The organism is Agrobacterium sp. 719_389, assembly GCF_900188475.1.
In the GTDB taxonomy this organism is placed as follows: Bacteria; Pseudomonadota; Alphaproteobacteria; order Rhizobiales; family Rhizobiaceae; genus Agrobacterium; species Agrobacterium radiobacter.
This window is the reverse complement of the sequence record NZ_FYEM01000005.1, coordinates 118,175-132,965: the sequence shown is the minus strand read 5'-3', so window position 1 is coordinate 132,965 and position 14,791 is coordinate 118,175. Positions and strand designations below refer to the sequence as shown.

General features: G+C 60.7%; 15 protein-coding genes. 4 read left to right on the top strand and 11 right to left on the bottom strand.

What is annotated here, in order from left to right; translation table 11 throughout:
- Nucleotides 1–115: 115 nt before the first annotated feature.
- The 9 genes from CFB10_RS11300 to CFB10_RS11260 form a co-directional block, all read right to left on the bottom strand.
- Nucleotides 116–2,053, bottom strand: a complete 1,938-nt coding sequence (locus CFB10_RS11300; protein ID WP_020010491.1) for a DUF2207 domain-containing protein — start codon at nucleotides 2,051–2,053, stop codon at nucleotides 116–118.
- A 21-nt stretch (nucleotides 2,054–2,074) separates the two neighbouring features.
- The gene (locus CFB10_RS11295; RefSeq protein WP_020010490.1) at nucleotides 2,075–3,352 is read right to left on the bottom strand and encodes a 3-phosphoshikimate 1-carboxyvinyltransferase; all 1,278 of its coding nucleotides are present in this window, start codon (nucleotides 3,350–3,352) and stop codon (nucleotides 2,075–2,077) included.
- Nucleotides 3,353–3,439: 87 nt separating this feature from the next.
- Complete coding sequence (locus tag CFB10_RS11290) at nucleotides 3,440–3,991, bottom strand: LemA family protein (RefSeq protein ID WP_020010489.1); 552 nt, start codon at nucleotides 3,989–3,991, stop codon at nucleotides 3,440–3,442.
- 117 nt (nucleotides 3,992–4,108) lie between these two features.
- On the bottom strand, nucleotides 4,109–4,549 hold the full coding sequence (locus CFB10_RS11285) for a hypothetical protein (protein WP_020010488.1): 441 nt from the start codon (nucleotides 4,547–4,549) through the stop codon (nucleotides 4,109–4,111).
- 52 nt (nucleotides 4,550–4,601) lie between these two features.
- Nucleotides 4,602–5,564, bottom strand: coding sequence for a glycine--tRNA ligase subunit alpha (locus tag CFB10_RS11280; RefSeq protein ID WP_026372527.1), 963 nt, complete (start codon nucleotides 5,562–5,564; stop codon nucleotides 4,602–4,604).
- Nucleotides 5,565–5,664: 100 nt separating this feature from the next.
- Nucleotides 5,665–5,859, bottom strand: coding sequence for an NfeD family protein (locus CFB10_RS11275; protein WP_020010487.1), 195 nt, complete (start codon nucleotides 5,857–5,859; stop codon nucleotides 5,665–5,667).
- A 20-nt stretch (nucleotides 5,860–5,879) separates the two neighbouring features.
- Nucleotides 5,880–6,749 carry a S49 family peptidase gene (locus CFB10_RS11270; protein WP_026363673.1) on the bottom strand — a complete coding sequence of 290 codons (870 nt, stop codon included), beginning with the start codon at nucleotides 6,747–6,749 and terminating at the stop codon, nucleotides 5,880–5,882.
- 88 nt (nucleotides 6,750–6,837) lie between these two features.
- Nucleotides 6,838–7,638: a tRNA1(Val) (adenine(37)-N6)-methyltransferase gene (locus tag CFB10_RS11265; protein ID WP_020010485.1), complete on the bottom strand. Its 801-nt coding sequence runs from the start codon at nucleotides 7,636–7,638 to the stop codon at nucleotides 6,838–6,840.
- A gap of 6 nt (nucleotides 7,639–7,644) precedes the next feature.
- Nucleotides 7,645–7,875: a DUF2007 domain-containing protein gene (locus CFB10_RS11260; protein WP_003503261.1), complete on the bottom strand. Its 231-nt coding sequence runs from the start codon at nucleotides 7,873–7,875 to the stop codon at nucleotides 7,645–7,647.
- A gap of 111 nt (nucleotides 7,876–7,986) precedes the next feature.
- Here CFB10_RS11260 and CFB10_RS11255 point away from each other — a divergent pair, with 111 nt between their 5' ends.
- The 4 genes from CFB10_RS11255 (at nucleotide 7,987) to moaB (ending at nucleotide 12,484) form a co-directional block, all read left to right on the top strand.
- Nucleotides 7,987–9,003: a polyprenyl synthetase family protein gene (locus tag CFB10_RS11255; protein ID WP_026363672.1), complete on the top strand. Its 1,017-nt coding sequence runs from the start codon at nucleotides 7,987–7,989 to the stop codon at nucleotides 9,001–9,003.
- A 141-nt stretch (nucleotides 9,004–9,144) separates the two neighbouring features.
- Complete coding sequence (locus CFB10_RS11250) at nucleotides 9,145–11,037, top strand: tetratricopeptide repeat protein (RefSeq protein WP_020010483.1); 1,893 nt, start codon at nucleotides 9,145–9,147, stop codon at nucleotides 11,035–11,037.
- A 6-nt stretch (nucleotides 11,038–11,043) separates the two neighbouring features.
- The gene (locus CFB10_RS11245) at nucleotides 11,044–11,928 is read left to right on the top strand and encodes a 4-(cytidine 5'-diphospho)-2-C-methyl-D-erythritol kinase (RefSeq protein ID WP_020010482.1); all 885 of its coding nucleotides are present in this window, start codon (nucleotides 11,044–11,046) and stop codon (nucleotides 11,926–11,928) included.
- 10 nt (nucleotides 11,929–11,938) lie between these two features.
- A complete protein-coding gene (moaB, locus tag CFB10_RS11240; RefSeq protein ID WP_020010481.1) occupies nucleotides 11,939–12,484 on the top strand; it encodes a molybdenum cofactor biosynthesis protein B in 546 nt (181 codons plus the stop codon).
- A gap of 226 nt (nucleotides 12,485–12,710) precedes the next feature.
- Here the strand turns inward: moaB and CFB10_RS11235 are convergent, their stop codons facing one another.
- Both CFB10_RS11235 and adhP read right to left on the bottom strand, forming a co-directional pair.
- Nucleotides 12,711–13,586 carry a dienelactone hydrolase family protein gene (locus tag CFB10_RS11235; protein ID WP_020010480.1) on the bottom strand — a complete coding sequence of 292 codons (876 nt, stop codon included), beginning with the start codon at nucleotides 13,584–13,586 and terminating at the stop codon, nucleotides 12,711–12,713.
- Between the two features lie 118 nt (nucleotides 13,587–13,704).
- Nucleotides 13,705–14,733 (bottom strand): alcohol dehydrogenase AdhP, encoded by a 1,029-nt coding sequence (gene adhP / locus CFB10_RS11230; protein ID WP_026363671.1) that lies wholly within the window; start codon nucleotides 14,731–14,733, stop codon nucleotides 13,705–13,707.
- Nucleotides 14,734–14,791: the final 58 nt, after the last annotated feature.

The following is a 14,791-nucleotide window of genomic DNA, read 5'->3' as shown; positions in this document are numbered from 1 at the left end:
CTTTATCTTTGTATCTTTTGTCGGACGATGTATGCCGTGAAAAACGACAGGTCGGCTTAGCAAGCAACGCGGCAAAAGTCACCAAGGCAATCGGTTAAATTACCGCCGGCGGGCGTTACCAGCCGCCGCCGCCACCGCCACCGCCGCCCGAGCCGGAAAAACCGCCGCCGCCACCGCCCGAAAAGCTGGAGCCGGAGGAGCTGACGGGCTGGGGGATGGTGGAAGCGATGGTGCTCGCCATGGAGGTGGAGAACCCGCCGATCCTGTCGCCAAAGCTGCCGTAATTGCTGCCCAAATACCAGCCGGGCGCATAGCTTGCCGCAGCGGCACCGGCAGCGGCTGTCGCAAGCCAGGTCTCGAAAGTGCGGCTCCACGGTTTTTCGACGCCGAGCGCCACCGCATAGGGCAGCAATTTCTCGAAATGCTGCGGCGACATGGCGGGGGCGCCCGCCGTATTCATCCGGTCCTTTTCCGCCAGCGTCAGATAGGTTCGGAGACCTTCGATGCCATCCATCAGCTTGCGGCCGAGCGGCGTCGGCGCGCCCATCAGGAACAGGAAAAGCGCATTTGTGAGCACGATGCCGCCGATAGCGGCCAGAGCCAGCGACTTGGTGTCATGTGTCACATCCAGCAGGATTTGCGTGGCGATGCCGCCAATGGCGGAAAAGGCCACGAAACCGGCAAAAGCCAGCATGACAATACCGCCAATGCGCTTGCGCAGCGGTGCACCGCGCGAGAACTGCCGGCCGATGCCGATCGACAGGATGCTGAAAAAGAAGGCGAAAAAGCCGAAGACCAGAATGGCGGCAATGGCGCTTTCATCGAGATCACCGAACACCAGCGTCGCAACGATGATGGCGATGCTGAGGAAAATGCCGAAAACGATGTAACCGGCATTGCTGCGATAATATTTGCCGCGATGCTCTTTTTCTATCGCCGCGCGGAACTGCGTTCCGACCTTTTCGACTTCCGCACCATGGGCCTTGTCGATGGTCAGCGTCTCGCCCGCGCCGCCGATGGCGGAGAGCAGCGTCTTCTGCCCGGTTGGCAGATCGGCAGCGGTTGCCTTTTCCGTGCGCCTGATGACGATGGCGTTCTTCAGGTCTTCCAGAACGACGAAACCCTTGACCGCGAGATCAAGTGCCGAGGCGGACAGCGCCGTCCAGCCCGCACCGGAAAAACCCCTGTTATCGACGTAGTTGACCAGAGCCGGAGAAAGCCCCTCCGGCGCATCCCAGCGCGGCACGACCACGCCCTTGGCGGGATCACGGCCCACGGCGAACCAGGCTCGCAGGTAATAAAGCAAAATGGCGAAAAGGCCGCCGCCCGAAAGCAGGATGGCCAAGTTATCGCGCAGCCACCAGCCCGCCTCCTGTGAGGAATCGGGGGCAGCGATGGCGCCCTTGGGCAGCTTGACGGCAACCGTCATGCCCTCGCCCACCGAAAACGGGCGGGTGGAGGCGAAGAACACCTCGTTGCCTTCGTTCAGAACCCGCGCATCCTTGCCCTTCGCACCCAGCGGCCCGGTGAAGACGGCGGTATCCGTTGCCTTCACGCCCTCCGGCAGAGTGATGGTCGCGGAAATCTCGCCCATCGGGAACTGCCAGCCATTGCCGGTGACGTTCCAGGTCAGTTCGTCATAATCGCTGAAATAACGGATCTGCCGGGCGGTGGTGTAGGTGATCTGGAAGATATGCTCGCCGGTCGGCAGAAAACGGTCGGCGCTGCCGGTATAGATACGGATGCCGCCATCGATATTCTCGGTGCGCCAGTTTTCCGGCGCGCCGTCCCGCTCCACCGACACGACGTTGAAATCCACCTTGGTGCGGCGGTTATTCGCATCCAGCGCATAAAGCGGGAAATCTCGGAAGATGCCGCGTTTGATGTTCTGGCCTTCGGCGCGGGCGGTGATGGTTTCCGTCACCGTCAGCTTGCCGTCCGCCGCCACCTCGATGACGGAATGGTAGGAGCGGATGAATTCCTCCGCGAAAGCCGGGAAGGCCGCGCCCAGGAAGACGAGCAGCGCGAGAAGTCTTGCGGCGATGGTCTTCACGGGCGGTCCCTCCTCAATGGCTCAGTGCTGCGGCTCGGCAGCGCTTTCCTTTTCGGTATAGTCGACGCCCAGCGAGGCGAGCGCCTTCCAGTAACCGGGATAGGTCTTGCCCACGCAGGCCGGGTTCTGGATGGCGATGCCGCCAATCTTCAGCGCCGCCAGCGCAAAGCTCATGGCGATGCGGTGGTCGGCAAAGGTATCGATGGAGGCATCGACCGTCTGGCCTGCGAGCGCCGGATCGGAATGCACGATCAGGTCGTCGCCTTCTTCATGCGCGAGACCGTCGCGAATTTCGTTGAGGCCGAGCGAGACGGCGCGGATGCGGTCGCATTCCTTGACGCGCAGGTTGGCGATGCCGACGAAACGCACCGGCGTCTCGTTGAAGGCAGCAAGAACCGCAATGGTCGGAATGGCGTCCTGCATCTGGGAACCGTCGATTTCGGCGGGCAGATGCGGAAACTTGGCCATGACATCATAGGCCTTGGCATCCGGCTGGGTGAATTTATCGGCGGGCGTGCCGATGTCGATCGCACCGCCGGTCAGAAGCTCCGCGCCCCAGAGATAGGTAGCGGCGGAAGCATCCGGTTCGATGTGGAAATCGGTCGCCGTATAACCGGTCGGATGTACGCGCCAGATGGCGTTGCTCACCCGTTCAACCTTTGCACCGAAGGCTTCCATGGCTGATGTGGTGAGATCGATATAGCCCTTCGCGCCGATTTCTTCGCCCTTGAGGATGATATCGACAGGCTTGTCGCCGCAGGCGGCCGCCATCAGAAGTGCCGACACATACTGGCTGGAGAGGTTGGCGTCGATGGTGACGCTGCCCTTCGGGAAGCCCGTGCCCTTGCCGCAGACGGTGACGGGCGGGCAACCGGTCGGCGCTTCGGCTTCGACGCCGAGGGAGCGCAGGGCTTCCACCAGCGGCATGATCGGGCGTTTGCGCATGTGCTCGTCGCCATCGATGATGACGGCGCCATCCACAAGTGCGGCGGCAGCGGTGAGAAACCGCGTGGCGGTGCCGGCATTGCCGAGGAAAAGCGGCTTTTCCGGCTGCTGCAGTACACCCGTGCCTTCCACCACGAAGGTGGTGGCATCAGGCTCGGTGACCGTGACGCCCATCTCGCGCAGGGCTTCGGCCATATAAAGCGTATCATCGCTTTTCAGCGCGCCGGTCAGGTGGCTTTTGCCCTTGGCGAGGCCAGCCAGGAGAAGCGCGCGGTTGGTGATGGATTTGGAGCCGGGCGGTTCGACCTTACCGGAAAGCGGGTGGCCGGGCGGGGTGATGGTCAGTTCGATCATGATTGTCGTCTTGTCAAAGAATGCGGCGAAGAGCCGGATTATCGGAATTTGAACGGGAGGTTTTAAGCCGCCGGAGAAGCAATGCGCTTAGAATTTCACGGTCGGCACGGCGCGGTCGGCCGGGTTTTCGATCTCGAAATAAGGCGCCTTCGCAAAACCGAACTGGCCGGCCACCAGATTGGACGGGAAGCTTTCCACCTTGACGTTCAGATCGCGCGCAGCGCCGTTGTAATAACGGCGTGACATCTGGAGTTCGCCTTCGATGGTTTCGAGCGACCGCTGCAATTCCAGAAAATTGGTGTTGGCCTTGAGATCGGGATAGGCTTCGGCCAGTGCAAAGAGCTTGCCGAGCGCCTGCGACAGCAGGCCTTCCGCCTGGGCACGGCCTTCGACATCGCCAGCCGGCACGGCCTGCGCCCGGTTGCGCATGGCGATCACTTCCTCGAAGGTGCTCTTTTCATGCGCCGCGTAACCCTTCACGGTCTCGATGAGGTTGGGGATGAGATCGGCGCGGCGTTTCAGCTGCACGTCGATGCCCGACCACGCCTCTTCCTTCATCTGCCGCGCCTTGACCAGCCCGTTATAGATGAAGACGACATAAAGCGCGATTGCCGCGATGATTGCCAGCGTGATGAACATGAATTGCGATTCCCAGCTTCGTTGCGCGCACGATAGCCGCTCATTACCGCAAAGTCATGAGGCTTCGGTCATTCTCTGCGTTTTTGCCCGAGACACGCCGCGGGGAGCAAGCATCCGTTATTTATAAAAGACTGTGCAATACAATCTCAGGCCGGATGTCTTGCGTACAAAAAGAGTATGGGAGGCAAGCTTGTAGCCGCGCTCGGCCCAATAGTTCTTGTTTTCTTGCAGGTGGTTCCAGCCGTCTATAACCCAGTCGCGCATTTCCGTGTTGCGCGTGTAGTGCATACGAACGAGCGCGCTGCCCACATCGAGAGAGCGCTGGCCGCTATCCTTGCAATCCATGCGGGTGACGATCATTCCGAAAGAGCGCAGCTTGTCGGCACGGGCAAAGGCTTCCTTGCCGCTCATCCACTCTGTCGTTTCCGCAGCCGCGCTGTTGCCGAGAATGGATCCGAGTGTAAGCACAAATAAAAAACAGAAATTTCTAATATTATTCACGGTTAAACCCATCGCTATATTCAGCATACCAATCCACACAAAATAAAAGGCCGTCAAGAACGGCCTTTCAAATTCATCAAAACTTTGGACAAGAGCTTACCACCAAAAATCAGGCAGCCCGGTTCCAGTTCAGCCCGCCCGCATCCGTCAGCAGGAAGGCCTCGCCGCAGGATTTCGCCAGCGTGCGCACGCGCAGGATATAGCTCTGCCGCTCCGTTACCGAAATTACACCGCGCGCATCCAGAAGGTTGAAGACATGGCTTGCCTTGATGCACTGATCATAGGCCGGGAACACGCATTTATGCAGGCGCTGATTGTCGTTATCACCGGGCGCACCGGCAGCGAGAAGCGCCAGGCACTCCTTTTCGGCGTCGATGAAATGGCGATGCAGCATGGCCGTATCGGCAAATTCGAAATTATGGCGGGAATATTCCTGCTCGGCCTGCAGGAAGACGTCGCCATAGGAAATCTTCTCTTCACCCTCGCGGCCGTTAAAATTCAGGTCGTAGACATTGTCGACGCCCTGAACATACATGGCGAGGCGTTCCAGACCATAGGTCAGCTCGCCCGCAACCGGCGAGCATTCGATGCCGCAAACCTGCTGGAAGTAGGTGAACTGCGACACTTCCATGCCGTCGCACCAGCATTCCCAGCCGAGCCCCCAGGCGCCGAGCGTCGGGCTTTCCCAGTCGTCTTCAACGAAGCGAACGTCATGCAGCAGCGGATCAAGGCCGATGGCCTTCAGCGAACCGAGATAGAGTTCCTGCAGGTTGGAAGGGTTGGGCTTCAGAATGACCTGATACTGGTAATAATGCTGCAGGCGGTTGGGGTTTTCACCGTAACGGCCGTCAGACGGTCGGCGCGACGGCTGCACATAGGCAGCCTTCCACGGCTTCGGGCCGAGTGCGCGAAGGGTCGTGGCCGGATGAAACGTACCCGCGCCCACTTCCATATCGTAGGGCTGCAACACCGCGCAGCCCTTGTCGGCCCAGTAGTTGTGCAGCGTCAGGATAAGCGCCTGAAAGGAACGCTTGGGGTTCATATGGTCTGGAATATCGGTCATTGCAGTCATCGCGGCGTTAGGAGGACAAGTAAGCATTGACTTACTTCGGATGCGGACTGGTGCCACGGCATGGCGAAGGGGTCAAGGATTTATGCGCTTCGACGCCGGCTTACGCCTCGTCGTCGCGCTTCACGCGGTACTCACCGGTTTCGGGGTCCTTGATCAGCGTGCCAATGGCGCCGGTTTCGCGTTCCTTCTCGCGCTGTTTCGATTTCGCGGAAAGCTTTTCCGCATCGCGGACGAAGCGGCGGTAAAGGATGACGGATCCCACCACCAGAAGAATAATTGTAATAAGCTGCGCCATAAGGCCCTATTCCTGCGACATCATAGACCGAAACGCGACCACAATGCCTTTTCTTCGGCGACCTCCGCAAGCCCCGAGACGGCGCCTGCCGCGAGGCTTTCGGCATTGAGGCCGAGCGCCGTATTCACGCCGGGCACTTTTTTGCCGAACAGCGAACGCCCGCCGCTGACGAGCTGGAGCTTGACCTTTTCACCGTAACGGCGGCGCAGAATCTCGCGCATGTCGCCCAGCCCGTCGATCAGGCCGAGGTCGAGACCACGCATGCCGGTCCAGAACAGGCCGGAGAAGATCGCCTGATCGTCCTTCAGCTTCGAGCCGCGGCGCATCTTGACCATGTCTATGAAAACATTGTGGATTTCGACCTGAAGCGACTTCAGGTAGTCGATATCGCCTTCTTTTTCCGGCTGGAAGGGATCAAGGATGACCTTGTTCTCGCCGGCGGTGTAGACGCGACGCTCGACGCCGAGCTTCTTCAGCATTTCCGGAAAACCGAAACCGCCCGAGACGACACCAATCGAACCGACGATGGAGGTGGGATCGGCGATGATCTCGTCGCCGGCAAGTGCGATCATATAGCCGCCGGAGGCTGCAACGTCCTCCACGAAGATCAGGACCTTCTTTTCCTTCTCCTCGGCAAGCTGGCGGATGCGGTTATAGATCATCCTCGCCTGCACCGGCGACCCGCCGGGCGAGTTGAGCGAAATGGCGACGGCCGGCGCATCCTTGACGGCGAAGGCCTTCTCCAGAAGGGTTGCGTAGGAGGCGAGATTGAGCGCGGGGCGGAACTGGTTGCCGCCGGCCATGATCGCGCCATGCATGCGCACGACCGGGATGACGAGCTCTTTTTTACGAAAGCGTTTCGGCACCAGATACTTCAGAAAACCCACTATTCAATCCTCGCAGCATTTATCCGTTCGTCACGGATGTATGTATCGCCCCGCAAAACACAATGGTTTGCGGCTGGCGGAACCGCGATATTTATGGCGCGGGCCGGATTGCCCTTACATTACGCGAATAGGCGACGCGGCCATTGTTCAGGTCATCCACGAAGGGGGTGAAGGCGTGACTGCCGCTCTCATGCATGATGAGCGGTGCGCGGAAGGACAGCCGCGCGCGTGAACCCTTGATGGCGGTGACGAGCATGCGCACCGCGTCCTCACGGGCACGCGGATGGATAAGGGTGATTTCGAGGCCACCGAAACGGCTGCCACAGGCGGCAATGATCGCCGCCACCGATTGAGGCCTTGAAATCAGGGAAAGCTGCCCGCCCGAAACCATGATCGCACCCGCGGTCCTGATCCAGTCTTCAAACAGACCCTCCGTCATGGCGTGGGCCTCGGCTTTCAGGGCATCCGGCGTGCGGCGGTCGCCTGCGTCATTATAGGGCGGGTTCATGATGACGTGGTGGAAATAGTCATCCGGCAATCCCGCCTCAATGCGTGCTTTCGCTCGCAGGGTCACATCAGCCTCGCGCACGCTGACACGGGCGGAAAAAGCAGCATTTTCGGGCAATTCGAGACTGCGGCGGGCAAATTCTACCATTTCCGGCGAGCGCTCGTAGAGCGTCACATCGGCCTTCTGGAGCCGCGCTGCGACCGCCATGCCGGCGGCGCCGGCTCCGGCGCCGAGATCGGCAACCCGGCAGGCGCGGTCATCGGCCACAAGCGAGGCAAGCAGCATGGCGTCCATTCCGGCCCGGTGCCCCCTGCCCTTCGGCTGGATGATGTGAAACCGGCCCCGGTGAAAGGCGTCGATCGTTTCGGAAATGCCGTCGCCCACCGCCGTTCAAGCCTCTTCGTTGCGCAACTCGTCGCCCAGCCCGGCATCGATGAGAATGCGGCGGGCCTGATCCGCGCGATCTTCCTCCACCAGAAACCGACGAGGCAGAAGGCCGAGCGATCCCTCCAGAATACTCATCGCCTGATCGGCAATGAGGCAATGGATGCCGGCATCCTTCATCAGGCTTTCCGCGAAGGACAGAAGTACGGCATCGTTGGTACGGATCAGTTCACGCATGGATAAGCCCTAAATTCCCATCTTTTTGAATGGCTAGCGGCAATTCGCCCCTTGCCGCGCAAGGCGTCAGTTTTTATTGTCGAATTCAAATTCGAACTGGAGTCCTGTCCCTTGGGCGTCGTCATACCGCTTGAAGAAAGCAAAAACAAACTCGCATCCGTCAAGCCGCTTGTCGACCTGACCCGCCCCGACATGGAACGGGTGAACCAGCTTATCCTTTCCAAGGCCGGTTCCGATGTCCAGATGATACCCGAAGTGGCCAATCATCTCATCTCCTCTGGCGGCAAGCGCCTGCGGCCGATGCTGACGCTCGCCTCGGCCTCGATGTTCGGTTACGAGGGCGACAACCACGTCAAGCTCGCCACCAGCGTGGAATTCATGCATACGGCGACGCTTCTGCATGACGATGTGGTCGATGAGAGCGATCTGCGCCGCGGTAAATCCACCGCCCGCACCATCTGGGGCAACCAGGCGAGCGTTCTCGTCGGCGACTTCCTGCTCGGCCAGGCGTTTCGCATGATGGTCGATGTCGGCTCTCTCGATGCGCTCGACGTGCTCTCCACCGCCGCCTCCGTCATCGCCGAGGGCGAGGTGCTGCAGCTTTCGGTCGCCAAGAACATGGAAACGACCGAAGACGATTATCTGCAGGTGATTCGCGCCAAGACGGCCGCCCTTTTCGCGGCGGCGGCGGAAGTCGGCCCCATCGTCGCGAAGACCGACAAGGCGACCCGCAGCGCGCTGAAATCCTACGGCATGAATCTCGGCCTTGCCTTCCAGCTGGTCGACGATGTTCTGGATTACGGTGGAAAGTCCGCCGATCTCGGCAAGAATACCGGGGACGATTTCCGCGAAGGCAAGATCACGCTGCCGGTCATTCTGTCCTATCGCCGCGGCACGCAGGATGAGCGCGCTTTCTGGCGCACCGCCATCGAAAAAGGCGAAAGCAGCGACGAGAACCTCGAAAAGGCGCTTGGGCTGATCACCAAATATAACGGTCTTGGCGATACGATCGGCCGCGCCACGCATTACGGAACCATTGCCCGTGACGCGCTCGCGCCGCTGCCGCAGAGCCCGTGGAAAGATGCGCTTCTGGAAGTGATCGACTTCTGCATCGAGCGTCTGAACTGACGCCGGAGGCCGGGCGAACGGCGGATGGAAAAGACCATCCGCCCGAGGGTCCGGGTCAGCTTCTCCGCAAGGCGTGATTGTGGCCGGGGCCATAATTTCTTGCGGCGTTGCTTCAAAAAAGCCATTCTATCGTGACCAACAATGGAAACTGATTTTTCCGTGCTTCTGCACAAAGGCAAAGGTTCCCTCATGCGGCGTAAACCAGCACTCCGTCTTCTCTGCAGCGCGGCTCTCGCCGCTGCTCTCGCAATCGGCGCGGGTGCAAGCCCCGGCTTTGCGGAGACGAAGGCGACACCGGAAGACAAAGCCGTCACTTTCGATCCCGGCAAGGTAAATACCTTCTCCGGCGCCTTCCTCGCCGGGCGCAATGCCGATGTCGATCAGGACTATCCGACCGCGATTTCGCTCTACAAGAAGGCGCTGGAATTCGATCCGGCCAATTCGGAAATCCGCCAGCGGCTGATGATCGCCGAACTTCTGAGCGGCAATTTCGAAGCCGGCGCCAAGATCGCCGATTCGATGAAGGACGATAGCTCGGTGGAGCGCGTCACGACCATCGTGCGCGGTCTGGACGCCATCAAGGACAAGGAATTCGCCAAGGCCGAGAAGATCCTGAAATATGCGGGCCCGAACGATCTCGACCGCATGGTCAACACGCTCTTGACCGCCTGGGCGCGCGCCGGTTCCGGCAAGCCCAAGGAAGCGCTGGCGCTCGTCAACAATATGAAGGGCCCGGGCTGGATTTCGATCTTCCAGAAATATAATGCGGCGGCCATCGCCCTTGTTTCCGGCAATACTGAAGCCGCCCGCAAGAGCCTGAACGAAGCGGTGACGGACCGCGAAGGCGGGGCAACCGCCTCCGACACCTATATGCGTGCGGTCATGGCGCTTGCCCGGCTCGAAGCTTCCGCCGGCAACAAGCAGAAGGCGCTGGACGCGATTGCGGTCGGCGACACTTTCGCGCCGAATTACGCGCCGCTGAAAGCGCTTCGTCAGTCCATCGAAAATGGTGAGAAGCCGGAGCAGCAGATCACCAATGCCGTGGAAGGCGCCGCCAGCGTCATGTTCTCCATCGCCGGCGCGTTGAACCGCGAAGGCGCCGAAGAGATCGTGACGCTTTATCTGCAGACGTCGCGCGCGCTCGATCCCAAGAGCCCGGATACGCTCATCCTTCTCGGCGGCCTTTCTGAAGCCCTGAAACAGCCTGACCGCGCCATTGCGTTCTACCGCGAGGTGCCGAAGGATTCCCCGATGTATCGCATCTCCGAGCTGCAGCTCGGATTGACGCTTGCGCAGACGGGCAAGGTGGATGAGGCGCGCAAGCATCTCAAATCCCTGCTCGAATCCGATCCGAAGGACATCCGTTCCTATCTCGCCTATGGCAGCGTGCTTTCCGACGCCAAGGACTACAGGGCGATGGCCGAAAACTACGACAAGGCCATCGAGGTGATCGGCTCCGTGCCGCAGAAATCCGACTGGACGGTCTTCTTCCAGCGCGGCATCGCCTATGAGCGGCTGAAGGAATGGGACAAGGCCGAACCGAATTTCAAGCGGGCGCTGGAGCTGAACCCCGAGCAGCCGCAGGTTCTGAACTATCTGGGTTATTCCTGGGTGGACAAGGGTATCAATCTCGATGAAGCCATGAAGATGATCAGCCGCGCGGTCGAGCTTAGGCCGAATGACGGCTATATCGTCGATTCGCTCGGCTGGGCGCATTATCGCCTCGGCGCTTTCGATGAGGCGGTAACCGAACTGGAACGGGCAATCGAGCTCAAGGCAGGCGACCCGACCATTAACGACCACCTGGGTGACGCCTATTGGCGCGTTGGCCGCAAGATCGAGGCGGTCTATCAATGGAACCGCGCCCTGATCGGCGACAATGATGATGTGGACAAGGCCAAGGTGAAGGAAAAGATCGCCAACGGCCTGCCGCCGGTGGAGAAGGACGCCGAAAATACCGCCAAGAAGGATGCAGCGCCGCAACCGCCGGCTCCTCCTGCCCCGGCGGCCCCTGCTCCGGACAAGAAATCCTGACGCCATATGCCGACGCAGGGCATCACCGGGGCGGCTGAGACAATCGAGGCGGCCCCGGCCAAGATCAATCTGGCGCTGCATGTGACCGGCCAGAGAGCGGATGGGTATCATCTGCTTGAAACGCTGGTGACCTTCACCGAAGCCGGCGATACGATCCGCATCCGCGACGCCGATGCCGACAGTTTCTCCATCTCAGGCCCCTTCGGCGATCTTCTGCGCGCCGGTGATGGCGGCGACAATCTCGTCACCCGCGCCAGAGATTTGTTGCGCGATAGACTTGTATCGACGGGTCGGCCAGCACGCCCGGTCGCCATTCACCTTGAAAAGAACCTGCCGGTGGCATCAGGCATCGGCGGCGGTTCGGCGGACGCGGCGGCGACGCTGCGAGGGCTTTTGCGGCACTGGCGCGCCGGGGTGGCGCCGGATGCGCTTTCCTCCATGGCCCTGAAGCTTGGAGCGGATGTGCCGATGTGCCTTGAGAGCCGACCCCTGATCGCGCGCGGCATCGGCGAGGACATTGAACCGGTCACCAATTTGCCGGAACTGTTCCTGGTTCTGGCCAATCCGCTGAAGGCCGTCTCTACACCGGAGATTTTCCGGCGATTGCAGAACAAGGCCAATCCGCCCCTGCCCGCCCATGCGACAATTGGCTGGATGGATTTTCTCGCCCGGAGCCGTAACGATCTGCAACCACCAGCGCAGGCGCTGCTTCCGGAAATCGGGGAGATTGCCGGGTTACTCTCGCAGGAAGGTGCTGCGCTTGTCCGCATGTCCGGTTCGGGTGCAACCTGTTTCGGGATTTTTCATTCCCTTGAAGCGGCCCTGATAGCGCAAACATCGCTTCGAAAGAAACGCCCCGGCTGGTACTTTCAGGCGACTCGGACCATTTGAGGATTAGGCTATGGCAGGCGAACGACCCTTCATCCCCTTGGGCATTGCGGTTTTGACCGTTTCGGACAGCCGCACGCTGGAGAATGACAAATCCGGCGATACGCTCGTCGCAAGGCTGGAAGATGCGGGCCACAGGCTGGCCGCCCGCGCCATCGTGCCTGATGACAGGGAAGCGATTGCCGGCACCGTGCGCGAATGGACGCTCTCTGAAGGCGTGGATGTGGTCATCACGACAGGCGGCACCGGCTTTACCGGTCGCGATGTGACGCCAGAAGCGCTGGAACCGCTGTTCGAAAAGCGCATGGACGGGTTTTCCGCCCTTTTCCACCGCATCTCCTATGACAAGATCGGCACCGCCACCATCCAGTCACGCGCGACCGGCGGCGTGGCGAACGCGACCTTCATATTTGTGCTTCCCGGTTCTCCGGGGGCGTGCAAGGATGCGTGGGACGGTATTTTAAAAGCCCAGCTCGATTATCGCCACCTGCCCTGCAATTTCGTGGAGATCATGCCGAGGCTCGATGAGCATTTGAAGCGCGGGGCTGGGGGCGTTTAGATCAGCGGACCGGAGGGGCGTGGGGCTTACCCCCCTCTGCCCTGCCGGGCATCTCCCCCTCAAGGGGGGAGATCGGCAAGAGGCCCGCTTGTCGCTTCACTCTCAAGCTTCAAGATGGACGAAACATCGCCGCAGATCGATCTCCCCCCTTGAGGGGGAGATGCCCGGCAGGGCAGAGGGGGGTAAGCCCCACGCATCTTCGGTCCGCTACGTGGCCAAAACCCCATCACGCCAGATATTTCTTGAAGAACTCCGTCGTCCGGCCCCAGGCGAGATCGGCCGCCGCCTTGTCGTAGCGCGCCGAGGACGTGTCATTGTTGAAGGCGTGGTTGACGCCGTCATAAACGAAGATTTCGAAGGTCTTGCCGTTTTCCTCCAGCGCCTTCTTGTAGGCGTCGATGCCGGCATTGATGCGCTCGTCGAGACCCGCATAATGCAAAAGCAGCGGCGCCTTGATGGCAGGCACATCGGCCGCCGGGGCCTGCTGGCCGTAATACGCGACACCCGCATTCAAACCTGCCGACTTCGTGGCGAAACGATTGACCAGCCCGCCGCCCCAGCAGAAACCGACTGCACCGACCTTGCCATTCGCCCCCTGCCTTGCCGCCAGCCACACCCGGCCCGCTTCGGCATTGGCGACGGTCGCATCCATGTCGAGGCCGCTGAACATCTGCCGCGCCTTCTCCTCATCGGCGGGCGTGCCGCCCTGCGGCGAGAGGAAATCGACCGCAAGCGCCCGGAAACCGGCAAGCGCCACCCGTCTGGCGACGTCACGGATATGATCGTTCAGACCGCGGTTTTCATGAATGACGATGACCGAGCCAATGGGACCTGATGCCGATTTCGGCGTAACGAGGTAACCCTTCATCTCGCCGGCGGGGCCGGGATATGTCACATCTTCCACAACGATCCCCGCATCATCGGGTGCTACGATTGCCGCATGGGCGCTGTTGGCGGAAAGCAGCGGGGCGATTGCGGCTGCCGCCGCGCCGGAGCCGGCCAGCACGGTGAGCTTTTCCATGAATTTGCGACGGTCGAGGCTGAGATGGGTATATTCATCGTAAGCGTCGATCATGGCCTGCGTAATCTTGGGCTTGTCCATCGCTCTATCCTCCTTGAACGCTCGGATGCGGAAGGATAGCGCAGATCGCAGGGTGGGGAACGAGGCGGGCGGAGGCGGCGTCACACATTTGCGTGACCGCCGCCTCCGGTTTTTCACATCAGGCGGCGAGGTCCACGACAATACGGCCGTCGATCTTGCCCTCTTCCATGCGATGGAAGATATCGTTGATGTTTTCGAGCTTGTCCCACGAGAAGTGGGCGGCCACCTTGCCTTCTCCGGCAAAGGTCAGCGCCTCCTCCAGATCCTGCCGTGTGCCGACGATGGAGCCACGCACCGTGATGCGCTTCAGCACCGTGTCGAAAACCGGAATGGAGATGAAGCCCGGCGGCAGGCCGACAAGCGCCATCGTGCCCTTGGAGCGCAGGAAACCGTAAGCCTGTTCCATGGCCTTCGGCGACACCGCCGTCACCAGCGCGCCGTGGACGCCGCCGGTCGCCTTCTGCACCTGCTCCACCGCGTCAGGGGCGCGGCCATTGACGATGACATCGGCACCGAGCTTTTTCGCAAGCGCCAGCTTGTCGTCGAAAATATCGGCGGCAACGACATGCATGCCCATGGCCTTCGCATATTGCACGGCCATGTGGCCAAGCCCGCCAATGCCTGAAATGACCACCCATTCACCGGGCCTGACTTCGGTTTCCTTCAGACCCTTATAGACGGTGACACCGGCGCACAGCACGGGCGCGGCAGGGCCGAATTCCAGATTATCCGGCAGGCGGCCGACGAATTTCGGATCGGCAAGGCCATATTCGGCAAAGCTGCCGTTGACGGAATAGCCTGAGTTCTTCTGGCTTGGGCACAGTGTCTCCCAGCCGGTACGGCACGGAATGCAGCATCCGCAGGCTGTGTAGAGCCACGGCGTGCCGGCGCGGTCGCCTTCCTTGATGCCGGTAACGCCGGCACCAATCTTGGCGACATAACCGACCCCTTCGTGGCCGGGAATGAAGGGCGGGTTGGGTTTCACCGGCCAGTCACCCGTTGCGGCGTGCAGGTCGGTATGGCAAATGCCCGTCGCCTTGTAGTTGATGAGAATCTGACCGGGACCGGGATCCGTTATCGCCACTTCCTCAATGGTCAGCGGTTTTCCAAATGCGCGGACAACCGCCGCCTTCATTGTCTTAGCCATGACATACTCCCTAATCTCTGTCCGCCAGAAATCCTCGACGGCAGGCGGAGATTAGCGG

Coding starts and splice junctions, on each gene's coding strand:
- moaB (WP_020010481.1), top strand. CDS start 11,939: ATGGCAGGCGAACGACCCTTCATCCCCTTGGGCATTGCGGTTTTGACC.
- CFB10_RS11245 (WP_020010482.1), top strand. CDS start 11,044: ATGCCGACGCAGGGCATCACCGGGGCGGCTGAGACAATCGAGGCGGCC.
- adhP (WP_026363671.1), bottom strand. CDS start 14,733: ATGGCTAAGACAATGAAGGCGGCGGTTGTCCGCGCATTTGGAAAACCG.
- CFB10_RS11250 (WP_020010483.1), top strand. CDS start 9,145: ATGGAAACTGATTTTTCCGTGCTTCTGCACAAAGGCAAAGGTTCCCTC.
- CFB10_RS11280 (WP_026372527.1), bottom strand. CDS start 5,564: ATGACTGCAATGACCGATATTCCAGACCATATGAACCCCAAGCGTTCC.
- CFB10_RS11275 (WP_020010487.1), bottom strand. CDS start 5,859: ATGGCGCAGCTTATTACAATTATTCTTCTGGTGGTGGGATCCGTCATC.
- CFB10_RS11295 (WP_020010490.1), bottom strand. CDS start 3,352: ATGATCGAACTGACCATCACCCCGCCCGGCCACCCGCTTTCCGGTAAG.
- CFB10_RS11235 (WP_020010480.1), bottom strand. CDS start 13,586: ATGGACAAGCCCAAGATTACGCAGGCCATGATCGACGCTTACGATGAA.
- CFB10_RS11290 (WP_020010489.1), bottom strand. CDS start 3,991: ATGTTCATCACGCTGGCAATCATCGCGGCAATCGCGCTTTATGTCGTC.
- CFB10_RS11260 (WP_003503261.1), bottom strand. CDS start 7,875: ATGCGTGAACTGATCCGTACCAACGATGCCGTACTTCTGTCCTTCGCG.